The sequence below is a fragment of the Bradyrhizobium sp. GW821-FHT13H06 genome, from assembly GCF_058803975.1.
This window is the reverse complement of sequence record NZ_JBXAPN010000010.1, coordinates 25,245-47,967: the sequence shown is the minus strand read 5'-3', so window position 1 is coordinate 47,967 and position 22,723 is coordinate 25,245. Positions and strand designations below refer to the sequence as shown.

Sequence of the window (22,723 nt, the reverse complement as noted above, 5' to 3'; positions counted from 1 at the left end):
ACCGTAGCGATTAGGCCGTCCTCACGCGGTCGAGGAAGCCGTCGACCTCGGCCTTCAGATGCAGGCTCTCGCCCGACAGCGCGCGGGCCGAGGCAAACATCCGGCTCGAGGTCTCGCCCGTCTCGCTGGCACCCTTGGCGGCGTGCCGGACGTTGACGGCGACCTCGGCCGTACCTGAGACCGCCGCGCGAACGCTCGCCACGATGTTGTGGGTTGCGCTTTTCTGCTGCTCGACCGCAGCCGAGATCGAGCCGGCAATGCCGCTGATGCGCTCGATGGTCTCGCTGATCGCCTTGATGGCAGCGACCGATTCCTCGGTCGCAAGCTGCATGCTCTCGATCTGGTTCGATATCTCGTCGGTCGCCTTGGCGGTCTGGCCGGCGAGCGTCTTGACCTCCTGGGCCACCACCGCAAAGCCGCGGCCGGCATCGCCAGCGCGAGCGGCCTCGATGGTGGCGTTCAGCGCCAGCAGGTTGGTCTGCTCGGCGATCGAGGTGATCAGCTTGACGACGTCGCCGATGCGCGTGCCGGCCTCCGAGAGCTGCGCAATGCGCTGGTCGGTCGCCTCTGCCTGCCGCACCGCGTCGGCGGAAATCTGGTTCGATTCCTGCACCCGGCGGGTGATCTCGGAGATGGATTGAGACAGCTCCTCGGAAGCCGACGCCGCCGAACGCACATGCTCGGAGGCGGTTTCGGACGCTCCGGCCGATTGCGCCGACAGATCGGCCGTGGCGCGCGCGGCATCGGTGAGCTGTCGCGCAACGCGCTCGAACTCGCCGGACGATGCGAGCACCTTGTCGAGAATGCCGCCGACGCTGCCGCGGAACTCCTCGACGAAGCTACGCAGCTCCGCCTTGCGCTGCTCGGCCGCGGCAGTCGCTGCCGCCGCCTGTTCGCTGCGCAGGCGCGCCCGCTCCTGCGAATTGCTCTTGAACACCGCAACCGTGCGGGCGATCTCGCCGATCTCGTCGGCACGGTCCTCGCATTCGATCGCGACGTCGCTCTGGCCCTCGGCAAGCGCGGTGAGCGAGCGCGTGACCGAGGTGAGCGGCCGGGTGATCCGGCGGACGACCAGCAGGGTCAGAGCCAGCACCAGAAGCGCAGCAAGCCCGGCGGCCGCCGCCATGCTCTCGATGGCCTGGGCCAGCATGTTCTCGTACTGGATCATCGGGATGCCGACATAGAGAATGCCGGCGACCTTGCCGGTCGAGTCCAAGATCGGGAAATAGGCGGTCATGAACGTCTTGCCGAACAGCGTGGCCGGCCCCTTATAGGCTTCGCCACGGCGCAGCGCGGCCTGCCCCGGATGATCGGCGGCAAGCTGGGTGCCGACGGCGCGGTCGCCGTTTTCCTTCTTCACATTCGTGGAGCGGCGGACGAACTGCCCGTTCGCCGCGTCGAACACGAACAGGGTCGCATTGCCGCCGACATAGGACACCGCGCGATCGACGATGGCATGGTCCTTGAAGTCGGGCATCTTGGGGATCTCCGCGCGCACGACCGCGCCGTCCTGGACCGTGATCTTGGCCTCGGGAACGGTCTCCGCGAACGCCAGCGCCAGCGTGCGCAGGCTGACGTCGATGTCGCGGAGCGCGCGATCATTGAAGGCGGAGGTCAGCGACCAATAGCCGGCGCCGACCACGAGCCCCGTATTCATGGCGATCAGCAGCACGGCGCACAGGACAGCCTTGGTACCCAGCTTGAACTGCGGCAGGAACTTCGAAGCTTTGAACATGGATGGAATGGCCCCAGTAATTCCTGCATAATCGTGCAATAGGCTTACGGTGGCATTAACGACCATAATACCGCTGCAGGCGGCACGCCTTTCCAAATCGTAAACGAGGACACCCCCTGACCGCGCCAAAGGTGCCGCCCATCATCGTCTGGTTTCGCGACGATCTCCGCCTGTCCGACCACCCCGCCCTGCACGCCGCCGCGAAGACCGGAGCGCCGGTGGTCTGCCTCTTTTTGCTCGATGAGACGACCGGGCGGGCACCGGGTGGCGCGGCGCGCTGGTGGCTGGCGCAGTCGCTGCGGGCGCTCGGGGCCGCGATCGCCGAGCGCGGCGGATCGCTGGTCCTGCGCAGGGGACCAGCCGCCAGGGTCATCCCCGAGGTGGTGCGCGAGAGCGGCGCCCGCGCCGTCTACTGGAACGGGATCGCCCAGGCGCCGCATCAGTCGGTTGAGCGAGCGCTCGAATCGGTGCTGGCAAAGCTCGGAGCAGACTCGCAAAATTGTCCCGGCGATTTGCTCGTCCCACCCTCGGCGATCCGCAACAAGGATGGCCGGGGCCTGCGCGTGTTCACACCATTCTGGCGGCGCGTGCTGTCGCTCGGCGACCCGCCAAAGCCGCTGCCCGCACCGAAGGCGCTGCGCCCTGCACCAGGGATCGCCAGCGATCGTCTAGAGAGCTGGAAACTCGAGCCCGCCAAGCCCGATTGGGCGGGTGGCCTGCACGAGACATGGATTCCCGGCGAAGCGGAGGCACGAGGCCGCCTCCGCGACTTCCTCAAGCGCACCGCACGCGTCTATACCGGCGACCGCGACCGCCCGGACCGGGAGGGCACCTCGCGGCTCTCGCCGCATTTGAGGTTCGGCGAGCTCAGCCCTCGCCAGGTCTGGCACGCCGCGCGGTTCGCCGCGGCCGAAGATCCGGCGCTCGGGCCGGGCATCGAAAAATTCCTGAGCGAGCTCGGCTGGCGCGAATTCTGCCGCCATCTCCTACACGACCATCCCGACCTCGCCACCGCAAACCTGCAGACCAACTTCGATGGCTTCCCCTGGACGCGCGATGACAAGGCGCTCGCTGCCTGGCAGCGCGGGCGCACCGGCTATCCGATCGTCGATGCCGGTCTGCGGGAGCTCTGGCACACCGGGGTGATGCACAACCGCGTCCGGATGGTGGTCGCCTCCTTCCTGGTCAAGCATCTGCTGATCGACTGGCGCGAGGGCGAAGCCTGGTTCTGGGACACGCTGGTCGATGCGGACCCCGCCAGCAATCCCGCCAACTGGCAGTGGGTCGCCGGCTGCGGTGCAGATGCAGCGCCCTATTTCCGCGTGTTCAATCCGGTGCTCCAGGGCGACAAGTTCGATCCGGACGGCGCCTACGTTCGGCGCTGGGTGCCGGAACTGAAGAACCTGCCGGCCAAGCTGATCCACCAGCCCTGGCACGCAACGCCGATCGAGCTTGCGAGCGCAGGCATCACGCTCGGCAAGACCTATCCGCAGCCGATCATCGATCATGCCAGGGGACGGGAGCGTGCGCTTGCCGCCTACGCAAAGATCCGCAGAGGTTGAGCGCCGCTTTGACACAATTTCGAAACCCGCTATCGTCATCGCCTCAGTCAAACCGCGGGGGACGATATGGACGACGAAAAGCCGATCACCGAACAGGCGATGGACACGATCACCAGCGCCGTGGAAGCGACCAAGGACGCGGCGGTCACCGCCGTCAAGCAAGTCAGGAAAGCCGCCAAGAAGGTCGCGAAGAAAGTAGGCCCGAAGAAGACGTCCAAGAAGAAGGCCAAGAAGAAAGCGAAGACGTCCTCAAAGAAAGCGGCCAAGAAGACCGCAAAGAAGGCCGGCAAGACATCTGCGAAAAAGGCCGCCAAGAAAGCTGTCAAGAAAGCCGTCAAGAAGAAGAAGAAGAAGAAGGCCAAGAAGGCGAAGCGCTGATCACAACGCTCAGAACAGGTCTCCGGGAGTGGACATCCGCCTGGAGACCTGCCCTACGACACGCGACCCTTGCCGCGCGGCGGCCCGGCCGGTCCAGCCGACCACGAAGGTGCTGCGCTCAGCAGGGATGTATTCCGACGCCCCGCCCCGCTTTAGGTTGTTGTTTAAGCATGATCTTTTCGGAAAACCGCTGCGCACTTTTCCGGATCATGCTTCAGAAGCGCCGGTTGACGACGAATACCGCCGCCGCGCACATCGCCATGCCGGCAATCGCCAGCGCATCGAGTCTTTCCCCGAACAGCAGATAGGCCATCAGCGCGGTGACGGCGGGCACCAGATAGAACAGGCTCGCGACCGAGGTTGCCGCAGCGTGGCGGATCAGCCAGTACAACAGCCCGATCGAACCGATCGAGAGCGCCACGGCGAGCCAGGCGAGCGCGAGGACGAACTCCTGTGTCCAGTGCACCACCCGGTCTTCGAACAGGAATGCCCCGATCGCGAAGAAAATGGTGACGGCAACGTATTGCACGAGATTGCCGGCTCGCCAGTCGATGTGGTTGCAGTAGCGGCGCTGATAGAGCGTACCGAGCGTGATGCTGATCAGCGAGACCACCGAGGCAAGCCAGCCGAGCCCGGCTTCGCCGGTCATGGGACGGTTGTGCAGGATCAGCACGACGCCGCCGAGGCCGAGGACGAGGCCGGCCCATTGCACCGGCGTCACCTTCTCGCCGAGCCAGCGATTGGCGATGGTCGAGGTCAGGATCGGCTGCAGTCCCGGAATCAGCGCAGAGAGTCCGGCGGGAATCGAATGCGCGATCGCGATCGCCGTGCCGCCGAGATAGAAGCCGTGGACGAGGATGCCGGCGACCGCGCTGTGCGCGATGCCGATCCGGTCGGGCCATTTCGGCCGCGCGATGGCTGCGATGATCGCCATCAGCCCGACCACGATGGCCATGCGGATGGCGAGATAGGTCAAGGGATCGGCATCGTTGACCACGTATTTGGTGCCGATGAATCCCGTGCTCCAGAGCAGGACGAACAGGATCGGCGCGGCGCGGGCGGTCAGGTTTTCTTGATTATGGTTCATTGCCGCCTCATTGCCTCAGCGAAGGCCATGCGGCAATGCGAATTTCGCTCGGAAGATGCTGCGCTGCGGCGGATGACAGCGGTCTAGGTCAGCTCATCACCATTCTTCCGGACAGGGATCGATGATCTTCCAGAGCTCGACGCCGTTCTTGATCTTCTTCATGTCGGTGGTGAGTCCACCATTGCGACGAATCCAGTCCTTCACCTTGTCGGGGTAGTAGGACATGAGATCGGAGGTACCTTCGGCGCTGGTGACCTTGATGCCGAAGGTGAACGCCTTGTCGTAATAGGCCTGGTGGAAACCGAGGCTCGCGCGCGGCGTCACGCAAATCTTGTTCATCGGCACGATGCCGAGCACGAGCGTGCAGGCCGAATTGCAGATGCCGTCGATGATGACGCGCTCGCCTTTCTCGCGCACGCGCTTGTACTTGGCCTTGTACTCCTCGACATAGCCGCCATGGTCGCGAGTAATATGCAGCTCGGCGCGCGCCGGCGTAGCGGCAGCGACGGAGAGCAACAGCAGGCTCAGAAGCGTGATGCGCATGGCGAGGTAACGGCGATGGCCTTCAGGAATGCACCGACCTCGAAGGACCCGCAAGTGATCCCGTGGGGACGGCGGCAGGAATCTCAAGCAAATACTCTTTGGTCATACTTGTGTGGGGAATTCGTTAAGCACCCGGAAAAGGCCAAAAATGGGCAGCTTTCGACCGCATGTCCGGCAATTCTGTCACACCCACCCGGAAATCTGCAGGACCGGCCATGATTTCGGGCCTCCGCAGCGATGCCTGACCGCCCGAAATTGCTATAAATGGCTGATCTGTTCGAGCGGGTTCCGGAGAATCGAGATGAGCAAGTTGACGCTTGTAGCCGCGGTTGCGGCCCTGACGGCTGCAATCCTGGCCCCTGGCCTTGCGGAGGCGAATGGATATCACCGGCACCACCGCTCCTATGCCAACCCGCTACCCTACCCGATCAGCTATCTGCACAATTACGGACCCGGCATCACCCCCGGCACCTTCGCCTATTACGACGGTCCGTCGACCAACTACTGCTACCGCAGCGCGGCCGCTTATATCGGCCAGGACGGCCGGCGGCACCCCTGCTACTGAGGCGCCGCGCCCTGTGCGGGTGTCCTATTTCGCGGCGCCCGACAGCAGCAATTGCTTCTCGATCTCGTAGACCGGCAGCTTGACGAGATCCTTGCTGACCTCCCCCTGGAGCGCCTTGCGCACGACGTCCGAATAATCGGCGCGGATCATGCCGAGCGCGCGCGGTGAGGCCACCATGGTCAGGGCCTTGGTCTCGCCGGAGTTGATGGCAGCATCGAGCCGGCCCGCCAGTCCCCGCAAGAAGGCGCGCTCGGCCTCATCGTGCCAATCGGTCTGCTCGACTGAGCTGCGCGCCCCGCCGGCCGCCGGGTGCAACCGGCCCGGCGCATCGCTGCCTTGCGCGGTGGTCGAAGGGTTGGACTGCTCATGCACTTCCCTGGTGTGGAGATTCGGAAACTTGTCGTCGCCGAGATTCTCCAGAATCAGCGCCTTGCGCCCGTCGCACACGACCAGCCAGTCGCCCTTGGCCATTCTCATCTTGTCCATCACAACTTCTCCTTGACACTCGCAGATGCCGCTTCGGCATCAGAGCTGCTCTTCGAATTCCTCGAAGGACTTGCCGAATTGCGCCATCGCTTCTTCCAGATGATCGGCGAGCATGGGGGTGCCGATCAGGTAGGATGCCGTGCGCCGGTTGTGCGCCTGCGCGGCCTGAGCGCGCAGTTCGCGCCAATCGGAGAGATCGCCGTCGCCGCGACCGAGCCAGGTCAGCGCCACGAGATCGATCTGCTCGTCGACATTGAGGTCGCCGATGAAGCCCGCAAGCTCGGCACGATCGGTGGTTTCGCCGCGTCCACCGCGGCCGAAGCTCATGTCGTCGTCACCGGACTCCAGGATGACACCGTTCCCGGCCGCTTCGCTGTCGGACCGGCGCGACTTCGAGATGACGAAGAAGACCTTCTCCGGCGAGATCGACAGATTTGGAATGACTCGCATCCAGTTCACCTTGTCCGGCAGCACGCACAACGCCGCTGCCATGTCGTCGACACTAAAAGCCAAGGCAGACTTGCGAATTGCGCAGGATCAAGGTCCAAGTCGCAGGTCCAAGTCACGGCATGCCCTCGTGGCCCAAGCCAGCTGGCGTGCTGGGATCAGGGCCGGGCCAGCTCGCTGAAGGTTTGTTCATCAGCATTACATTTCGGGTCCGCCACAATTTGATCCGAACAACTTCGATATCCTGCATCGCGTAAGCGGAGGAAGACATCATGAATCTCAAGACTGGCCTCGTCGCCACGTCCCTGTTCGGCGCCCTCGCGGCATCGTCGGCGGCATCCGCCATGCCCATCGCGCCCGCACCGGCGACACCGCAGATCTCCGGCGTCGAGCAGGTCCGCATGGTCTGCAACGCCTGGGGGCAGTGCTGGTGGCGCCCGAACTACTACGGGTATTACGGGCCGCGGCCATATTACGGCCCACGGTACTATGGGCCGCCGCGCTATTACGGCCCGCGCTATTATGGTTACCACGGCTATCGCCGCTGGTGACGTTTGAAGGGGCCCTCGGGGCCCCTTCGCTTTTGCAGGATCATTTCTTGCGCGGCCGTCCCCCGGCCTGGATCTGATCCAGATCAAAGTTGAAATCAGCCGATACCGTCATTCTACATGGTGACGAAGCGACGGAGTTGCGTCCTTCGCCAGTCAGCCCGCATGCAGCATTTCATCGACCTCGCCGCCGGCGAATCGATGAGCCGAGAATGTGGCCGTAACATCGAGCCGGCGGATCTCATGGCATGATGTCCGCAATACTACGGTCCGGAATCCGGTTTACTGAGCCTGGATGTTTCGCCATTGATGGCGATGCATCGACATTCATTTGATTATCTCATTTCAGCAGCCGGCCAGAACCCATGGTGTTCGACGACCTCGCACCGTCCTCCGCGCTTCAACTGATCGGGTTTTCCGATATCGACGCGTTTCGGCCGATCGAGACGATGGAAGATGCGAGAAGCATTCCATTGGACATCCCGAACTTCGCGGCGGCCCGTGCCGTCGTCTCCCTGCCGGCGTGCCGCATCATCATGACGAGATCGTTCGCACGCATCCTCGATACCGCCTATCGCATGCCGGGTGGGATGGTGATCCTGTCCATGACCGACGACCTCCGGGTCAACTTCAAGGGAATGGATCTCGACGCTCGTTTCTTCGTTGCGCTCCGCGGCAACGATGAGTGCCAATTCGTCGAGCCGCGGACCAATCATCATGCCATGATCATCTTCTCCCCTGCGCTGAGAGACCGGGGCTGGTTCGACCACGTCGACGATTTGCAGGCGCATGTCGCGAACCGGGCCGCCCTGCTGCACACGCGACAACTCTTGCTCGACATCCTGCGCACCGCGTCGGTGCAGCCGGGCCTGTTCGAAACCACCGAGGTTGCGGCCCATCTCCAGGAAGGCCTGCTGCTCGCTCTCGACGATCTGTTCCGGATCGATTCGATCCCGGATCGGAGCACCTCCGTCCAGGGCGAGCGAGCGATCAAACTCGTGCAGCGCATCGATGATTACGTCGCGACCTATCCGACCACGCCGATCTATACAGCCGATCTCGCGCGCGCGTTTGGCGTTTCAATCCGGACGCTCGGCGGCGCCGTCAGCATGGTGCGCGGCATGAGCCTGCACCAGTACATTCGCCTGAAAAGGCTGTGGGCGACCCGCTGCCGCCTCCTCAAGGGCGGCGGCGTCACCGTTGCCACCTGCGCACGCGCCCACGGCTTCCACCATCTCGGTGAATTTGCCGCAGCCTACCGCGCGATATTCCACGAAGCGCCCTCCGACACGCTGTCACGCGGCCGGCGAAGCGGTGTCTCGGCAGGCTGATTGACGCGGCAGGCATCGAGACCGTGACCGGCACTAGCCGTTTCGGAACATATCTAGAACATTGAAATCGTGGCGCGCTCGGAAGGATTCGAACCTCCGACCCTCGGAATCGAAATCGGATGAGTTCCTCAATGAAATCAACGTCCGTTCCGAAATTTCATGGTCCGTTCTCCCATTGATAACCTTTGGGAATTTTTGACATTCGGAATGGTCTTCGTGCCAAGTTCAAACCGGACACCAATTGCGATCAAGTTCTACAGCGCAGCCAAATGACCGGCCAAAAGCGGACTTCGCCTGGTATCTACTCGCAGCGGTTCCGCTTCGGGTAAGGGATCAGCTCTTGGGCCAAGCGCTCGGCCGTGCCTTCGTTCGGATGATGTGCATCTTCTTTCCCGCGTCAGGCGCCGGATCGTCACACCCGCGATAAAGCCATTCTCGTTTCCGCACGTGTCCCATGCCTGTTCCGTTGAAGAACGTCTTCGGTTTTGAGCGATATCGAAGCCCTGGAATCCACCGATCGGGCTCCGGGTAGTTGAATTGAACTGCCTCCAACGAACGTCTTGCTGCACGGGCTTCTTCGATCGTGCCAGGCCGGTAATGCTCGGCGTCCTCAGTCTCGCCGTCGGGAACGAAGGTGCGTACAGTCGACGCCGGCCGGCGCTTGTGCTTCACTACCGCGAACCGCTGCCGCACGTACTCGCCGTCCTCCTGTCGCCGGAAGTAGATGTTCTCCTCCGCCGCGATGCACTGGATATCGTTGTATGCATCGACGGCCGCCTCGCTCTTGAGGAAGACGTGGCTATTTGTAGCGTCGAGCGAATACACCAATCCATCATAGCAGATCACCGAAAAGCGCGGCGACATAGGCATGACGAAGATCAGCCCCGACGAGGCGACCCCAAATGCCGAGCCCTCCAACTTTTCAAATGCAAAGCGGTTGAGCATCACGGCCGGATCGTCCGCGATGATGAAGTCGCGGCTTGTGTGGTTCTGCACGAAGCGAACCTTCAAATCCCTCAACATGTCACGCGACTTGATGCCGAAGCGCATCGAACTCATGACGAGCTTTTTGTTGTCGGGCACTGGGTCTTTTTCGGGCGCCCACGTATTCGCGTTCATCTCCTCTATCGAGTGCCGGATGCGTGCGGCGGCCTTCGCCGTGCGCCAGTGTTGCAGGTACATAAATAGGCTGATCTCTTCCCAATCCCTATCCGAATTGCCTCCGGCCGCGACGCGATGGCGCGCGAGACCAAACATGCCTTCTAGCCTGCTAAGAAGCACCTCGAGTTGACCGTCATCGCCGTACCAGTAATGGCGGGCGCATTGACCCTTCACCGCCGCATCCGGGATCAGTCGATCGGCCCGGATGTTGTAGAGGTTGATGCTCTTATCCTCAGCATCCTTCGTGAACGGGCGCAGCAACACCCGCGGCACGAAGTGCTGATTCTTGTGATCGGCCATATCGCTCCACCCCAGCGCCGTGAGCGCTCTCAGGACGGCCGGCGGTGCCGGAGCCCGCGTACCGCTATTTCGTGATGCCCATGCGCGGAGCGATGAGCAGTGTTTCAACGTATTCGCTGCCCGTGGGCGAAATATGCGCGCGCTTTCCCGCTTTGTCGTATTCGATTTTCCGCGTCTTATGCAGCCTGAAGAGTACATTGCTGCGGTACATGCTTGCATTGCTGTATTCGATTGATTTGAGCAGATCATCCTCAGACACCCACCCGGAGGCCTGATGCAGAAGCAACAGTGTTTGCTCCACCGTGGTCATCTTGGTGTCGAGCACGCGCTTCGCGGTTCCGGCCGACCATATGAGTGGCGTCTTGCGCTCGACTAGGCCATTAACTGCGGCCTCTGCCTCGTCGGTCTTGACGTTGTGAAATACGCGCACGAGTTCGGCCAAGATCCAGCTGGCCATGGAATACACGGCGCTCGCGTCCATGAAGTTCGGGTCGACATCGCCACCGACGTGACCAACGCCGCGGTTATTCCGGATGTCGTATAGCGCCGGCAAAATGCGCGGGATCAAAATGCGCAGACTGTGGTCGCCCGGCTTACCTGTGTCTGAATTGCGCTCTAGTGCGTTGCTGTCAGCCTTCATGTTGCCCGGCTTAGTCGGAGACGCAACATAGGTGCCGGTGATAAAACCGTGGCAAATCCAATATACAACCTCGCAGAACTTGCCGCCTTCCAATTCGGACGGCGACCAGCGGTGCTCCGCGAAATTCGAAGCGATTTCTCGGTACGTTTCGATCAAGGGATCACGCAGGCTCGCCGGAATCGCGGTAAGCATCTTTGTCGTGTCGATGGTCACTCGGCGGTGAACCCCTTGATGAGTTCAGCCGCAGTTTTCATTCCTGGTCCTGTAACGGTCCAGCCACTTTCCTTCGAGCCGTTCAGTACATTGCCCGGCTTTTTCATATGCGTTGCGTGATTAGTCTCGGCGTAACAGCCCAATTTTTTGCAGGTTTCGCGCGCCGACTTGTCGGTGAACTTCGACTCGCCGGTTTTCAGAAACTCCGCAATGCCGGTCAGCATGTAGGCGTTGATCGCCTGAGCCTTCTGGTTTTTGCCCGGCACCGTGTCAACGATCACGTCCACCGTCTCACCATCAACGTGGAAAACGTGCGCGATCTCTTCGGCCGTCACCTTGTTGCGCGACATCCAGGTGCGAACCTTTGAGTTGAACTCGGAATCGTCGTCGTCATCACCGACGCCGTCGCTGCCCTTGCCGCCTTTTTGGTCAGTCACGGCAGCGTCGTCGCCGAGCATAGTCAGCGCGGCCTTGATCGCCTTCTTGCGGTCAGCGGGATCGATGGGCTCAAGCAAATCGTACAGGCCCGCAACAAGGATCTTTATATCGGTCATTAAAATGCTCTTGCAGGACGGGAATCGTGCGCAATGATCGAATGTAAGGTTCCCGGCAAGGGAATCCAAGCGTGCAATGGTCGCCGCCAGCAACTTTGGAGCGGCGCAATCGCGTTATCGGAATGAGCGGGAAAAATAGCATTCGGAATGAGGGGAAAGAACGAAATGAGATAGCGTCGTAAGCTATTGAGCTGACTGAGGATTTCGATGGCGCGCTCGGAAGGATTCGAACCTCCGACCCTCGGAATCGAAATCCTAAAAATTTAGAATCCAGCGCTGTCTTGGTTCGTCCAAAAACGTACACCTAACACATTGATCTCACGGCGCTTTAATTGACGCCGCTTCCAACCTTGTCTTAAACAGAACAGGAACGAACACGCCGATCTTGGTGCAAAAGTTTCCCGGGGAAACCGCGCGCCGAACCCCGGAGCCGGAATCCGATGCCCCGTTTCACCGACCGATTTGTCGCCTCGCTCAAAGCCGAAGGCACCGAGCGCTTCGAGGTCAAGGACGACGCCTGTAAGGGACTGGCGATCAGGGTGACCGCCTCCCGGAAGACCTTCTGCTTTCGCTTCAAGCGCCACGGGAAGATGCAGCGAATCACCCTGGGGGAATACCCTTTCATGACGCTGGCACAGGCGGTAATCGCGGCGAACCGCCGATACGCGGATTTGCACGAAGGCCGCAACCCCGTAGCTGAAGCCCAGCGCGAGGCGACGGAAGCGGCCGTGGGGGCCGATGAGCTGACCTTTAACCGGCTGGCTGACCGCTACGTCAACGAATATGCGAAGCCCCGCAAGAAGTCGTGGAAGGATGACGAGTGGGTCCTAAAGCGGGCTAAGGCCGAATTCGGTCCCCGCATCGTATCCACCATCACCCGCAAAGAGCTGGTCGTTTTCCTGCGCGGCCTCGCCGCTACCTCGGTGCGCAACGCCAACAAGACCCAGGCGTCAATCTGCACCATGTACAATTGGGCCAACCTCGAAGACGAAACGATCATCAACCCCCTCGCCCGCATCCCCAAGGTGGGCGGCAAAGAGCGGGAGGAAGATCGCGTCCTGAGCGACGACGAGCTGAGGGCCGTTTGGCCTGCCTTCGTCACGCCGCCCGACGCGGTGTTCTCGGTCGCGGTGGGCATCGCTGTTCGCCTTATCTTCCTGACAGCTCAACGGCCGTTGCAGGTCTCGGGCATGCGCCTTGACGAACTGATCGATCTGGACGGCCCCGCCCCGCGTTGGGACCTACCCGCCTCCCGAATGAAGCGGCCCAAGCCCCACTCGGTCCCGCTTAGCGCTGAAGCGGTGAAGCTCATCAAGCAGGCTCTTGCGGAGAGACTGTACGACGATAGTCCGTATGTCTTCCCGTCCACTCGGGGCAAAGGCGATAAGCCGATTGATCGGCATGCGCTGTCGCAAGCAGTCCGCCGACTTCGGCTGAAGCTAAAAATGTCCGAATGGTCTCCGCACGACGCACGCCGATCAGCTACGACCTGGGCACGCGCTATGGGTATTCCGCGCGACACAACGGAGGCACTCACGCATCACGCGATTGTCGGCAGCGGAAAGACCTACGACCGATATGATATGCAGGCCGAGAAGCGACAGGCGGTGGATGCTATTGCGGAATACGTTGCCCGTGCCTTGAGCGAGCGCAACGGGCGTTTCGCCCAAGACGCCGCTTAAGGGCGCTGTCAATGGCTTGAAAGACGACCCAACAGCGGCACTGCTTGTCTGTTGCTAACTCGCGCCCCTCCATACGTACCCGCTGTACTGCACGCTCCACTTGTGCAAAATCGTCCACTCCATAAACCGGGAGTGGCCGATGAAACTGTCAGACGGCGAGAAGCTAATCCTTCTCATGCTTGCCGACATGTACAAAGCGATGGAGATCAAAGGCGAGTTCGACGCTGATTTCATTTCCAATACGATCTTCAAGAATCAGCTCTGGGGTTTGAATTGGGAGCTTAGCGGCATTCCGTTCGAGCCTTCTGAGGATCCGCCAGAGGTGCGAGAAACGACCGACTTTCTCGACATGTGGCGTTTCGTGGAGGAAGGCTATGGGGCTTTGACCCCTGCCGAAAAAGCGCAGCTAGAGAAGGATGCAGAGCCCTTCGGGACCGACGTCAAATTCCCAGGCTTCGACGGAAATAACGAGCCGCACTACCATATTGCAAATTACATGCTGAACGACATGCGGCATCGGTTTGATTCCTTCAAGGGACGCGATCTCAATTCGCACAGTCATTCAGTCGACTCCTACAGGCGCATGTACCGCGTGTTCGAGCCGCTCCGTGCGAATCTGCACAATCGGCCGCTGAATCTGGCCGAACTGACAGAGATACTAAAAGCGCAGATGCATCCAAGCTATCGCTAGCGTTGACGCATCCGCTCGCGGGGCATTTCAATGAGCGAAAGCGTCCGTTGCGATCACTGCGAAGAAGAGTTCGAGCCGGGGGAGCTGATGGTTCTTGCCCCTCCGGCCGGACACGGCGAGCTGATCTGCGGGCGGTGCATAGAGATCACGCTGCGTCGCGCTATCGCGGAGCTACCGCGCGAGAATTGATTACCCCGGGGAGTGAGCCGCAATGCGCACGTCGGCATGCCTGCGCCCGGTAAAGCGCGCTTAGAATCCGAATTTGATATAATCGCAACGGGCGTAGATGTCTCGCGACTGCCAGACGAACTTGTACTCGCCCTGCTCAATCAAGTCAGAGCACTTGATGTTACCAAAGCTAGCAGACGGGATCGTTACGACTTTCTTCTGTATGTAGTTGTAGAAATTCGGATACTTGGGGTCAGGCTCTAAGCGCGCTACCGTTACCACCCCGCAATGACCGTCGGGACCGGTGTTAGACGCCCACGTTTGCGAGCCAGGGACTTTCTTAAACTGCAATGAGAAACTATTCGTGCCGACAATGCAGGTGCGCGCTTCCTTTTCGAAGTTCAGCGTCGTCAGCCTCGTCATCGTCTGCTCGTTTGGATTTTTGCAGAACTCTACCAGCGTGCTCATCGTTTTAAGCAAGTCTTGCTTGGCCGGAAGCTCCATGGAGCTGAGCTGTGCGTAGCCCTCATCAGTAGGCTTTGGATTCCTTATCTTCTCAACCGCCTGTTCCCATTGTGCGCACTCTTCTGGCTTGATCGGCTTCTCCGTCTTCAGTTGCGCAAGAGCTTTCGATATTTCTTCTTGAAGCTTTTTGCCCCCACCTTGGCGGCGTACGGACGCCTGCGTCATATCACAGTCTAGGTTTGCACCGGATCGAAGATGACATTCGTATTGGAGGCTAGACCACTCGGTCGTATTGTAAATGATACCGGTTGTCGGCTGGCTCTGAGCTTGTGCAAACTCGGGCAGCAGCGCCGATACAGCAACCAAGCACACCAACTTAGCAATCAAACTTGAGCCCCGCATTATTGCCCCCTGGTTTTACGGGTGCGCGTTCGCGTCATCCGAGCACTCGCGGGGCCTTCCGCCCTGGTTGATGCACCCCCGATAGGACCAAGGGGCCACTGAGCTTCCCGCCCATACTCCACGCCCGACTTTATGCGCTTCACGCTGCGCCTTATCGTATTTCCCGTTAGAGTATTTCGGCCAATCAAAAGCAAGCCCACTGTCCACTAGCCATTCGGCCATGTCTGCTCCGCCGACCGAACACCTTGCGACCGTGCGTCCATAGACATCACGGCTGACGGGCTCACAGCTAACAACCCTTCCGGCTATGAAGCCGTCCAGCTCATTCGCGGCCTTCGCTCCGCACCGATACGGCAAGCTGTTCTCACCTCGGCAGAGCTGCGAGCTTTCAGGCGCATCGATGCCCCACAAGCGAATGCGCGTGCCTTGGATTTCGAGCGTGTCGCCATCAATCACGCTGGCCTGCCCGGCAACCTCAGAAGCGCTCACGTTCATCGGGAACGCGACGGCACAAACCGCGCAAAGCCTCGCTATCGCGCGCCGCACTTTGTGCCTTCCTGACATCTCACAAGCGTAGCTCTCTTCTTGTTTGAGCCACTAAATCCTGTCGTTTCGACAACCACTTCACGTATTCATCTCTAGCCGCACCAAATGATTTGGCCGTCGCCAAAACTAGTTTCTGCAATTCCCGATTTGCGTCGTCGTCGTTGACAACGTCTCGAAGCTTGATCCAGACGGCAATGCCATTGCGATATTCACCTGCCGCAATTGTGAAATTGATAAGCGGGTCCTTTGGAAACAGGATTGCGTTCAGTTCATCGCGATAGTCGCGCTCATTTGCGAGCAAACCGTCGTAGAGAAAGGTGTCCATGTCTCTGGCTGCCGATCTAATGCTGTCCAAAGCCGCGACGTATGATCCAGCATCCGCGGGACGAGCGAAGAATCTCTGAATTAGAGCATTCTGGGCTGGCACCAACATGTCCCGATCTGCCCTACTTATCACTTCTGAAATCTTGTCGAGTCGCCCCGAGATTTCATTTTTATTGGCGGGCGAGTAATAACGATTGGCAATGAGAACGGCACCTGAAGTCGCCGCTTTTGGGGCGGACTGCTCGACAACGGCAGCCTTGGACGGTGTCTCTTGTGATGCGACGGCTTGCGAAGCCGAAGGCACATTGACAATTGTCGTCGTCGTCTGTTTTCCCACCAAGTAGCCGGTCACCAAACCAGGGGCCGTCAAGATGACAAGGGCTACCACGCAAATCGGCTTTGATAGCTTCCACGATGCCTTCCAAAGTCGCAGCACATGCTGATGCTCTCTTGGATAGCGCATCTTTAGGAATGCGAGGACTTTCTCCCACATGGGTTCACTTCTAGAGCTTGGCTGCCTTGACTCGTTCAGAACATAATGAGAACATATAAAAAGTCGAATATCACGGAACTCAATCAATGTCCAAGGCAAGTCTGCCCCATCCACAATCAGACGTGGAGTGGTGGGAAGCGGCTGCCGATCAGGCCATAGCAGCTTGCGGCGGCGACGCACGCGAAGCCGTGAAGGCGCTGTTGATTGCGAACGAGTTCTTAGAGCGCGAGATGGAAGAGCGCGTGTCGCGTGGATATGTTCGCGGCGTGAAGCACGGCAGGTTCAATACTTATTCGGGATAAGAACTAACATGGGAAACGACGTGGTGCCCTCTGAGGGCGGCGGTTTTCTCGATCAGCTCAATCTTCCGAAAATCGTAGCCGGTCCGGCAGGCGAGGCTATATCGCGTTTGATTGGCGGCGCTGTCGATATTCCGGCCGCTTGGCTGGCGCAGGTCGCACAAGGAGTGAAGGATCGAACCGAAGCCAGAACCGTAGTAAGCAAGGCCGTTGCCGATGCGGCTGCTAACCTTGCAAGGAATGATCCGGAAGTGGTTCAGCGAGCAGCACACTCCCTGCTAGCAAAGGAGCTGCGACACCAAACAAATCGCGAAGCAATCGCTAGAAAGGCAATTGAGCATCTGGGCGAAGAGCCGCTAGAGCAGACCACTAAGCCGGATGACGACTGGCTGAATGTCTTCGAGCGCTACGCCGAAGATGCCTCTTCCGAGCGACTTCAGGATATTTGGGGCCGCATTTTTGCGGGTGAACTGCGGAGACCGAAGACATTTTCGTTGCGAACGCTTCGATTTGTCGCTGAGCTAGACGAGCACGTCGTCGCGTTGTTCGAGAAGTGGTCCCCCCGCGTTATCAACGCTGATTTTATTGCCTTTCCGCCTCAAGGCGGAGAGAACTTTACCGAACTCCTCCAGCTACAGGACTGCGGCCTGGTTACTGGCGCCACCGGTTCTTTGAGTAAGTCATTCGATGTGGGTAACGTACCGAATGGTGAGATCATCAATTTTGGCTTTCAGTTTAAGAGCCATATGCTGATTGTGCAGGCTTGCGCGCCTTGCAACCTGAAACTTCAGAACATCCTACTAACTACAATCGGCCGTGAAATTTTCCAAATCACTCGCACGCCAGGAGCACCCGAACCGGTCAAAGAATTCGCCGACCGCCTTCCTAAGCACAATGTCCTAAAGATCAGCTTTTATCCCCTGGAAGGCGGCCCGACAGAACAGCTCTGGTCCAAGCCGGAAGAGGCAAGCCCCGCCCAGCAACCACCTACTGCATCTTAGAAGCGGTGTCGTAGCTATCTACGCTGAGCTGCTAGCCAGTCTGCCAGCGGATCGCTCGATGCGGTCGCCTCGGTAGCCAGGCCGGATGCCCGGTCGAGATACCAATCAATCGCCTTGCGGTCCCAACGCTGAGTGCCGGGGATCGCCCCTGGCACCAAGCCCTTCTTGACCCATGTGTCGAACGCGTCCTCGGAGCACCCACAATAGGCCGCTGCATCGGCCTTCGTGAGACCCCGAGGGGCGATCTGTCCCGGCCGGTGCATCAGCTTGGTCGGTTGGTGGGGACGCCCTTGGACGCGTCTACAAACGCCCTTCCCACGTCCCCCAGCTCGGGGCTGAACTCAATCTCCAAACGCCCGCCCTGCCCTTTGCGAACATTGACCAAGTGACGGCGACCCTCATCAAGAGCAGATGCAAGCTTCTCCCGCATCTGCTCCGCGCCTAGGCCCCTGCCCCACACATGCCGCGTGACTACCAGCTCCATCAAGCGCTCTAGATCGGCGCGCAATGGCCCGCTCCGCTCGCGATCACAGCCCGTTCGATCTGCCACGGGCATTCTTGAAGCCAAGAGAACACGTTCTCAAGGCTGTACGACTTTTCGACTTCGGGCTCTCCCGGCCGCTCAGGCCCTTCGATCAAAACGAACGTCCCGCACGGCTTGCGTACCATGCGGTCGACTAGTTGCTGTTCGATGCCGATGCAGAAGTAACGACGGATTGCGATGGTGATGTCTTGCATTGCCCCTGCCTTTGGGTGGAGAGCCTGTTGGCGCAAGCTCTCCGGTGATGATGGTCCCTTCGGCAGTGAGACGGTGGCAGAATGCTTGTAAGGCCGCAATAGGATATACGTCAGGCGAAATGGCTGACAGTCCTGACAGTCTTACAGCGCTGTGAACGGTTGACTCACGGGATAGCGCGCCTTCAGCAATCGCAAACGGTAACGCCCAAGTGCCCGCTCAAGCATCAAATCTCCGCAGCACTTGATGAGCACCTGTATATTGCGGCTCGGAATGTGGCGTCGCCGCGAAGCTGCCCAAGCGAGATGAGGAAGCAGCCGTTCCGGCAGCGTATCGATGAGCTGCAAGATATCGAGTGAAGTCGAGCAATCTCGGAGAGCGGCCAATGCAGGCACAAGCACGTCGGGAATATCCGGCTCGCTAGGCGCCGTGCGCGGTGAGAACTGAAGTTTGACGACCCCCATCACTCTATGCCTCTACCGAGCCGCACGACCTTAACCTCGATACGCGCGACACTGTCGTCTTTGATGTCGGTCACCTCGAAGCTCTCGCCCGTGCGACAAAGCTTGATGCGGAAGCCCTGCTTTACCGGCCAGGGCAGCGCTTTGTGATCGAAGCTGAAGACAGGGACATTGGTCGAGATGAGCGGGCTCATCGAATGGCCGCGCCCGCGTATCTTGTTCTCTCCCATCACAACGGTTTCGGGCTTCGCCATGAATACGGCGGTCGTGCTGATCGCTCGTTCGGGCTCCGGGATTGTCGGGAAGTTCACACCTCCCGACCGCACCGGGATTACGATCACGGCTTCGCCCATGGTATCGTCAATTGCGGCGGACACGTCCTGCATGCCCGCTCGCCAATCGTTTGTCCCTGGAAACAACGTCATTCCTGCGCTCCTGTCGGCGGCCCTTGCATGGGCTTGACCGAATTGTCACCCGGTCCCTGCAAGCCCGTCCCGAGTTGACCGTTCAAATGCATGTTCGCTACCGCTTCCATTCGTTTGACCAGCGACTCGAAATAGGCGGTGGGCTTCACCTCGATTTGGATATTGTTGTGCAGCTCGGCTTCGCCGGTCACGGTGCCTGTAACGGCCACGTCTTTGAAGCCGCTCGACTTGCCGATTGGCATGATTGAATCCTGCCAGCCCGCAGACTGCCCTTCCCCAAACACCCGAGAGCTGCCTGCGTACGGAACGGGTGCCGCCTCCAAAATCCTATGACCGCCGCCCGTCCTCGGATTGGCGTTGTTGGGGTTAGTCAAATCCCAAGGCACACTTGTAGTCGCCCATCCGGGCGTAACGCCGCTATGCTTTCCGCCACCCGTGCGCGGGTTGGCGTTGGTTGATGACCTCGGAAGGCTCTGCATCAGGTCGATTGCTTCGTACACGCCCCAGGCGGTAAGCCCTAGCGGTCCGAGCACGCCAATAGCCTTGCTCGTTTTTCCGAGCAGCCCGCCCGCCCCCGACGCGCCCGCGACCGTCCCAACCGCTGCACTACCAGCCAAGCGCTGCAAGGCCACCGACGCCTCGCCCGCAGACACTGTCAGCGACCGGAAGCCGGTCAGCATTTGGACGAACAGCCCACCGGCTGTCAGCCCCGCCGCTGCCGTGCTCAACGCCGCGAAGTGCCCCGCGAACGCCTGCATTGACGGGCTCAGCTCATTGAACGCGCCGACGACCTTCCCGGCCCCATCGACGAGAGGTGTAAGCCAGCCTTCGCTCGCCTTGACGAGAGTGCTTTCGAGCGCGTCGAATGAAGCGGTCAACCGGTCGACTGATGCCGCAAGGCCCCTGGACATTTCGTCGGAGACCTTCTGCGAGAAACCATCGACGTGGGCCATATCATTTTTGGCCTCATAGTACTTCTCGCGCTCTTTGAGCAGTGCGACGCCGCGAGCGCCTTGCTTGTCTCCGAGATAGCCCTGCATCAACATCGGATTGTTGACGGCCATGAAACGGTCGAGCAGTTCACTGCCGCGAATGCCGGTCTTCGTCCAGTCGTAATATTCGTTGGCCGATTTGACGAGATGCTTGCGGTCGGTCTCTGACAGCTTTTCGCCGTCCGCTGTCCGCGCCTTAACAACCGCCTCCGCGAACTTTCCGCGATCCGACAAAATCTCGTCGCCGTGCTCTTCGAGGTCCTTATTGATCGCCGCAATGGCTTTCGCGCTGAACCCCTTGCCGAACGTTCGGGCCAGCTTATCGCTCAGACCTTCACCCGACATAGTCCCATGCCCGGCGTATTCGTCCAGATTGATACCGTACTGCGCAGCGATCTCGCGCCCCTTGCGGGTCGGCGCCATCATGCGGGCGTAGAACTGCCGGGCGAAAACGCCCGCTTCGCTGCCGACGATGCCGCCGCGTCGGAGCGCCATTCCCATGGCGACGCTTTGCTCGGGTGACACGTTGACGGCGCTCGCCGCCGCTGCGCTGTACCGCGTATAATCCAACACGTCCTCGAACTTCATGTTCGATTTCTTGGTCGCTACAGCCGCAATGTCGTTCAGGTGCTTGGCCTTGCGCTGAGCATCGGCGGGGGAATCGAAATGAACGCCATACTGGCTAATCATCGATTCCATCAGTTCGGCGTTCTGCTCGGCTGTCACGCCCATGGCCCTTGCGCCAATCGCGGTGGGGCCGGTGATTGCTATATTGGTGGCCGCGTCGTACTTCAGGCGGCCGAAAGTCTCATGAGCCCTTTGGGTCGCTTCGACGTTGGCGCCAAGCTTCGCGGCTAGCTCGTTTTGCTGCTTTCGCAAAGCAGCCATATCAGTGTCGCTGTAGCCAGTTCGGGCCTGGATGGCCCGATCTTCGCGGAGGTACGGCAGGGCGTGCCTGACAGTGTCTACGCCTACGTGCGCCATTTTTAGGCTGGCGTAGCCTGCTACGGTGGCGGCAATCGCCTTATGTGCCGCGTGCATTTGATGCAGCACGCCAACGTGTTTCTGCGCGGCAAGTGTCGCCTGATTAATACTATTGGTGTACTTCCCGCCAATGCCGTCGCCGCTGAACGCTTCCTTGGCGACCTTTTCCGCCTGCTTTAGTGTAGCGATCAGCTCGCGAAGCTTGGGCGAAGCAAGATCGTTCGCACTGATCGTTGCTGTGACTGAAGGATTGGACATCGCATCCCCTACCTTTTTCGTTGCGCGCGGTACTCATCGAGGTCCGCGAACATGTCCGCATATTTTAGAAGTTTAGGCAGCCGCATGGACTCGACGCTGCGCACGTCGAGCCCACGGTCACCGATCAAAGCGGCGATCAGTCGACGGGCTGCTCGGAAGGGTTTCGATCAGGCAGCGACCTCATGATGATCGTTGCGATCTCGCCGCGCATACGCATGAAGTCCGACACGCTCAGATCGGCGAGTAACAGATCGTCCACACCCGACATCGCCGACGCGAACTGCATGACGGCTCTATTGTTGAACACATACTCGAAACCGTCGCCGTCCTTCGAGGGCTTGATCTGGAACGGGTCGTCATACTTCACCAGCAGCCCCGCCTTCGGGTCTTTGAGCTTGAGTTCGGTGACTTCGCCGTCGTGAGTCTTCAGCGGCTGCGAGAGCTTGAAAATCGTTGTCATGTTGGCAGTCGTTGATTAGGTGCTAGGAATGAGCTTAGACGCGTCCACGCCAAGCTGAGCGAGTGTCTGAACCAGCGGCGTGCCAATCTTGTCGTGCGTGTCGAGCGCGAGCCTGATGAGCTTAGCTTCCTGGGTCATGCCCTTCCCGCTGGCGTGCAGCGCGCAATATTTGATCTCGGCAAGCCGTTTCAGCTTGGCGGGCTCAATGTCCTTCACGTCGACGCGAGTGGCCTTGCACTCATAGCCTCTCGATTTGTTGAACGCGTTCATTGATCGCGCAATTTCTGCACGTCGCGCGGCGTGCGGGTCATCATTGGTCGTCATGGTGGTCTCTTCCGTGGTGTCGGTGTGTTCAGTCTCCACCGGTAGCGCGCGAAGGAACGCACGGGCTTGCTCGGTGGTAAGGGTTTCAGGCGTGCGCAGAGTGAGCAGCTCGGCCGTTGCGGCCGGTCGATCTTTTGCTTCCGCCAAAGCGTAAATCGACGCTCGCCAAACTGATTTGGGATTAGACTGCGCCACGCGCGGCGCCGCCTCAACCTGTGATATGGCGAATCCGAGCGCTCGGGCTGTTTGATCGGTGACAGTCAGCCCAAACGGCGGTAAGCGGACAAGGTCGGCGTACTCAGGATGCCTCGTCGCGAAGCGGGCGGATGGTACGACCAAGTCGGAATAAGGCGCGACAGTATAGCCGAGTGCTTCGGCGTCCTGCCGGGACATGCTTTGTCCGGAGGGCGTCAGTACGTCGCGACGCTGTTGGGGGGATTCGTAGACGATAGTCATTGAACA

26 protein-coding genes are annotated in these 22,723 nt (G+C 60.1%); 9 read left to right on the top strand and 17 right to left on the bottom strand.

The genetic code is table 11. The annotated features are described in order from the left end of the window. Positions 1-10: 10 nt before the first annotated feature. Entirely contained in the window at positions 11-1,735 is a 1,725-nt protein-coding gene (locus tag AC1RQP_RS31965) for a methyl-accepting chemotaxis protein (RefSeq protein WP_492940917.1), read from the bottom strand. Between the two features lie 131 nt (positions 1,736-1,866). Here AC1RQP_RS31965 and AC1RQP_RS31960 point away from each other — a divergent pair, with 131 nt between their 5' ends. Continuing rightward, on the top strand, positions 1,867-3,297 hold the full coding sequence (locus tag AC1RQP_RS31960) for a cryptochrome/photolyase family protein (RefSeq protein ID WP_492940915.1): 1,431 nt from the start codon (positions 1,867-1,869) through the stop codon (positions 3,295-3,297). 66 nt (positions 3,298-3,363) lie between these two features. Beyond that, the gene (locus AC1RQP_RS31955) at positions 3,364-3,675 is read left to right on the top strand and encodes a histone (RefSeq protein WP_492940913.1); all 312 of its coding nucleotides are present in this window, start codon (positions 3,364-3,366) and stop codon (positions 3,673-3,675) included. Between the two features lie 214 nt (positions 3,676-3,889). Here the strand turns inward: AC1RQP_RS31955 and AC1RQP_RS31950 are convergent, their stop codons facing one another. Then, the gene (locus tag AC1RQP_RS31950; RefSeq protein WP_492940911.1) at positions 3,890-4,762 is read right to left on the bottom strand and encodes a DMT family transporter; all 873 of its coding nucleotides are present in this window, start codon (positions 4,760-4,762) and stop codon (positions 3,890-3,892) included. Positions 4,763-4,858: 96 nt separating this feature from the next. Beyond that, the gene (locus AC1RQP_RS31945) at positions 4,859-5,305 is read right to left on the bottom strand and encodes a hypothetical protein (protein ID WP_028178621.1); all 447 of its coding nucleotides are present in this window, start codon (positions 5,303-5,305) and stop codon (positions 4,859-4,861) included. Positions 5,306-5,606: 301 nt separating this feature from the next. Between AC1RQP_RS31945 and AC1RQP_RS31940 the strand changes: the two genes are divergently transcribed. After that, positions 5,607-5,870 carry a hypothetical protein gene (locus tag AC1RQP_RS31940; RefSeq protein ID WP_061882749.1) on the top strand — a complete coding sequence of 88 codons (264 nt, stop codon included), beginning with the start codon at positions 5,607-5,609 and terminating at the stop codon, positions 5,868-5,870. A gap of 24 nt (positions 5,871-5,894) precedes the next feature. Here AC1RQP_RS31940 and AC1RQP_RS31935 read toward each other — a convergent pair whose 3' ends face one another. Continuing rightward, positions 5,895-6,356 (bottom strand): host attachment protein, encoded by a 462-nt coding sequence (locus AC1RQP_RS31935; RefSeq protein ID WP_239624356.1) that lies wholly within the window; start codon positions 6,354-6,356, stop codon positions 5,895-5,897. Between the two features lie 39 nt (positions 6,357-6,395). Next, positions 6,396-6,806, bottom strand: coding sequence for a DUF3775 domain-containing protein (locus tag AC1RQP_RS31930; RefSeq protein WP_239629820.1), 411 nt, complete (start codon positions 6,804-6,806; stop codon positions 6,396-6,398). 269 nt (positions 6,807-7,075) lie between these two features. Between AC1RQP_RS31930 and AC1RQP_RS31925 the strand changes: the two genes are divergently transcribed. Beyond that, positions 7,076-7,354 carry a hypothetical protein gene (locus AC1RQP_RS31925; protein WP_492940908.1) on the top strand — a complete coding sequence of 93 codons (279 nt, stop codon included), beginning with the start codon at positions 7,076-7,078 and terminating at the stop codon, positions 7,352-7,354. Positions 7,355-7,716: 362 nt separating this feature from the next. After that, complete coding sequence (locus AC1RQP_RS31920) at positions 7,717-8,682, top strand: AraC family transcriptional regulator (RefSeq protein WP_492940906.1); 966 nt, start codon at positions 7,717-7,719, stop codon at positions 8,680-8,682. A gap of 333 nt (positions 8,683-9,015) precedes the next feature. Here the strand turns inward: AC1RQP_RS31920 and AC1RQP_RS31915 are convergent, their stop codons facing one another. The 3 genes from AC1RQP_RS31915 to AC1RQP_RS31905 all read right to left on the bottom strand — a co-directional run bounded on the left by AC1RQP_RS31915 (position 9,016) and on the right by AC1RQP_RS31905 (position 11,550). Beyond that, entirely contained in the window at positions 9,016-10,143 is a 1,128-nt protein-coding gene (locus AC1RQP_RS31915; RefSeq protein WP_492940904.1) for a DUF4238 domain-containing protein, read from the bottom strand. A gap of 64 nt (positions 10,144-10,207) precedes the next feature. Next, entirely contained in the window at positions 10,208-10,996 is a 789-nt protein-coding gene (locus AC1RQP_RS31910; RefSeq protein ID WP_492940902.1) for a hypothetical protein, read from the bottom strand. Continuing rightward, a complete protein-coding gene (locus AC1RQP_RS31905) occupies positions 10,993-11,550 on the bottom strand; it encodes a hypothetical protein (protein WP_492940901.1) in 558 nt (185 codons plus the stop codon). Before AC1RQP_RS31905 ends, AC1RQP_RS31910 begins: the two co-directional genes overlap by 4 nt. Before the next feature lie 440 nt (positions 11,551-11,990). Here AC1RQP_RS31905 and AC1RQP_RS31900 point away from each other — a divergent pair, with 440 nt between their 5' ends. Next, a complete protein-coding gene (locus AC1RQP_RS31900) occupies positions 11,991-13,232 on the top strand; it encodes a tyrosine-type recombinase/integrase (protein ID WP_492940899.1) in 1,242 nt (413 codons plus the stop codon). Positions 13,233-13,371: 139 nt separating this feature from the next. After that, positions 13,372-13,923 (top strand): YfbU family protein, encoded by a 552-nt coding sequence (locus AC1RQP_RS31895; RefSeq protein WP_492940897.1) that lies wholly within the window; start codon positions 13,372-13,374, stop codon positions 13,921-13,923. Positions 13,924-14,172: 249 nt separating this feature from the next. Here AC1RQP_RS31895 and AC1RQP_RS31890 read toward each other — a convergent pair whose 3' ends face one another. The 3 genes from AC1RQP_RS31890 to AC1RQP_RS31880 all read right to left on the bottom strand — a co-directional run bounded on the left by AC1RQP_RS31890 (position 14,173) and on the right by AC1RQP_RS31880 (position 16,321). Beyond that, positions 14,173-14,781, bottom strand: coding sequence for a hypothetical protein (locus AC1RQP_RS31890; RefSeq protein WP_492940895.1), 609 nt, complete (start codon positions 14,779-14,781; stop codon positions 14,173-14,175). A 192-nt stretch (positions 14,782-14,973) separates the two neighbouring features. Continuing rightward, entirely contained in the window at positions 14,974-15,453 is a 480-nt protein-coding gene (locus AC1RQP_RS31885) for a thermonuclease family protein (RefSeq protein WP_492940893.1), read from the bottom strand. A 70-nt stretch (positions 15,454-15,523) separates the two neighbouring features. Next, on the bottom strand, positions 15,524-16,321 hold the full coding sequence (locus tag AC1RQP_RS31880; protein WP_492940891.1) for a hypothetical protein: 798 nt from the start codon (positions 16,319-16,321) through the stop codon (positions 15,524-15,526). A gap of 86 nt (positions 16,322-16,407) precedes the next feature. Between AC1RQP_RS31880 and AC1RQP_RS31875 the strand changes: the two genes are divergently transcribed. Continuing rightward, on the top strand, positions 16,408-16,623 hold the full coding sequence (locus AC1RQP_RS31875; protein ID WP_492940889.1) for a hypothetical protein: 216 nt from the start codon (positions 16,408-16,410) through the stop codon (positions 16,621-16,623). 8 nt (positions 16,624-16,631) lie between these two features. After that, on the top strand, positions 16,632-17,621 hold the full coding sequence (locus AC1RQP_RS31870) for a DUF2806 domain-containing protein (RefSeq protein WP_492940887.1): 990 nt from the start codon (positions 16,632-16,634) through the stop codon (positions 17,619-17,621). A gap of 492 nt (positions 17,622-18,113) precedes the next feature. Here the strand turns inward: AC1RQP_RS31870 and AC1RQP_RS31865 are convergent, their stop codons facing one another. The 6 genes from AC1RQP_RS31865 to AC1RQP_RS31840 form a co-directional block, all read right to left on the bottom strand. Continuing rightward, positions 18,114-18,359 (bottom strand): hypothetical protein, encoded by a 246-nt coding sequence (locus AC1RQP_RS31865; protein WP_492940885.1) that lies wholly within the window; start codon positions 18,357-18,359, stop codon positions 18,114-18,116. Between the two features lie 141 nt (positions 18,360-18,500). Then, positions 18,501-18,824, bottom strand: a complete 324-nt coding sequence (locus AC1RQP_RS31860) for a hypothetical protein (protein ID WP_492940883.1) — start codon at positions 18,822-18,824, stop codon at positions 18,501-18,503. Beyond that, positions 18,821-19,243, bottom strand: coding sequence for a hypothetical protein (locus AC1RQP_RS31855; RefSeq protein ID WP_492940881.1), 423 nt, complete (start codon positions 19,241-19,243; stop codon positions 18,821-18,823). Before AC1RQP_RS31855 ends, AC1RQP_RS31860 begins: the two co-directional genes overlap by 4 nt. Next, complete coding sequence (locus AC1RQP_RS31850; protein WP_492940879.1) at positions 19,240-21,477, bottom strand: phage tail tape measure protein; 2,238 nt, start codon at positions 21,475-21,477, stop codon at positions 19,240-19,242. Before AC1RQP_RS31850 ends, AC1RQP_RS31855 begins: the two co-directional genes overlap by 4 nt. A 136-nt stretch (positions 21,478-21,613) precedes the next feature. Further along, positions 21,614-21,937 (bottom strand): hypothetical protein, encoded by a 324-nt coding sequence (locus AC1RQP_RS31845; RefSeq protein WP_492940877.1) that lies wholly within the window; start codon positions 21,935-21,937, stop codon positions 21,614-21,616. Between the two features lie 15 nt (positions 21,938-21,952). Next, positions 21,953-22,717 carry a hypothetical protein gene (locus AC1RQP_RS31840; protein ID WP_492940875.1) on the bottom strand — a complete coding sequence of 255 codons (765 nt, stop codon included), beginning with the start codon at positions 22,715-22,717 and terminating at the stop codon, positions 21,953-21,955. Between the last annotated feature and the right edge of the window lie 6 nt (positions 22,718-22,723).

Excerpts from the sequence above, each read along its gene's own strand:
- AC1RQP_RS31895 (WP_492940897.1), top strand. The coding sequence starts at position 13,372 with ATGAAACTGTCAGACGGCGAGAAGCTAATCCTTCTCATGCTTGCCGAC.
- AC1RQP_RS31935 (WP_239624356.1), bottom strand. The coding sequence starts at position 6,356 with ATGGACAAGATGAGAATGGCCAAGGGCGACTGGCTGGTCGTGTGCGAC.
- AC1RQP_RS31840 (WP_492940875.1), bottom strand. The coding sequence starts at position 22,717 with ATGACTATCGTCTACGAATCCCCCCAACAGCGTCGCGACGTACTGACG.
- AC1RQP_RS31855 (WP_492940881.1), bottom strand. The coding sequence starts at position 19,243 with ATGACGTTGTTTCCAGGGACAAACGATTGGCGAGCGGGCATGCAGGAC.
- AC1RQP_RS31965 (WP_492940917.1), bottom strand. The coding sequence starts at position 1,735 with ATGTTCAAAGCTTCGAAGTTCCTGCCGCAGTTCAAGCTGGGTACCAAG.
- AC1RQP_RS31865 (WP_492940885.1), bottom strand. The coding sequence starts at position 18,359 with ATGCAAGACATCACCATCGCAATCCGTCGTTACTTCTGCATCGGCATC.
- AC1RQP_RS31890 (WP_492940895.1), bottom strand. The coding sequence starts at position 14,781 with ATGACGCAGGCGTCCGTACGCCGCCAAGGTGGGGGCAAAAAGCTTCAA.
- AC1RQP_RS31955 (WP_492940913.1), top strand. The coding sequence starts at position 3,364 with ATGGACGACGAAAAGCCGATCACCGAACAGGCGATGGACACGATCACC.
- AC1RQP_RS31940 (WP_061882749.1), top strand. The coding sequence starts at position 5,607 with ATGAGCAAGTTGACGCTTGTAGCCGCGGTTGCGGCCCTGACGGCTGCA.
- AC1RQP_RS31930 (WP_239629820.1), bottom strand. The coding sequence starts at position 6,806 with ATGCGAGTCATTCCAAATCTGTCGATCTCGCCGGAGAAGGTCTTCTTC.
- AC1RQP_RS31870 (WP_492940887.1), top strand. The coding sequence starts at position 16,632 with ATGGGAAACGACGTGGTGCCCTCTGAGGGCGGCGGTTTTCTCGATCAG.
- AC1RQP_RS31925 (WP_492940908.1), top strand. The coding sequence starts at position 7,076 with ATGAATCTCAAGACTGGCCTCGTCGCCACGTCCCTGTTCGGCGCCCTC.
- AC1RQP_RS31945 (WP_028178621.1), bottom strand. The coding sequence starts at position 5,305 with ATGCGCATCACGCTTCTGAGCCTGCTGTTGCTCTCCGTCGCTGCCGCT.
- AC1RQP_RS31850 (WP_492940879.1), bottom strand. The coding sequence starts at position 21,477 with ATGTCCAATCCTTCAGTCACAGCAACGATCAGTGCGAACGATCTTGCT.
- AC1RQP_RS31875 (WP_492940889.1), top strand. The coding sequence starts at position 16,408 with ATGTCCAAGGCAAGTCTGCCCCATCCACAATCAGACGTGGAGTGGTGG.
- AC1RQP_RS31915 (WP_492940904.1), bottom strand. The coding sequence starts at position 10,143 with ATGGCCGATCACAAGAATCAGCACTTCGTGCCGCGGGTGTTGCTGCGC.
- AC1RQP_RS31905 (WP_492940901.1), bottom strand. The coding sequence starts at position 11,550 with ATGACCGATATAAAGATCCTTGTTGCGGGCCTGTACGATTTGCTTGAG.
- AC1RQP_RS31845 (WP_492940877.1), bottom strand. The coding sequence starts at position 21,937 with ATGACAACGATTTTCAAGCTCTCGCAGCCGCTGAAGACTCACGACGGC.
- AC1RQP_RS31950 (WP_492940911.1), bottom strand. The coding sequence starts at position 4,762 with ATGAACCATAATCAAGAAAACCTGACCGCCCGCGCCGCGCCGATCCTG.
- AC1RQP_RS31900 (WP_492940899.1), top strand. The coding sequence starts at position 11,991 with ATGCCCCGTTTCACCGACCGATTTGTCGCCTCGCTCAAAGCCGAAGGC.
- AC1RQP_RS31880 (WP_492940891.1), bottom strand. The coding sequence starts at position 16,321 with ATGTGGGAGAAAGTCCTCGCATTCCTAAAGATGCGCTATCCAAGAGAG.
- AC1RQP_RS31920 (WP_492940906.1), top strand. The coding sequence starts at position 7,717 with ATGGTGTTCGACGACCTCGCACCGTCCTCCGCGCTTCAACTGATCGGG.
- AC1RQP_RS31885 (WP_492940893.1), bottom strand. The coding sequence starts at position 15,453 with ATGAACGTGAGCGCTTCTGAGGTTGCCGGGCAGGCCAGCGTGATTGAT.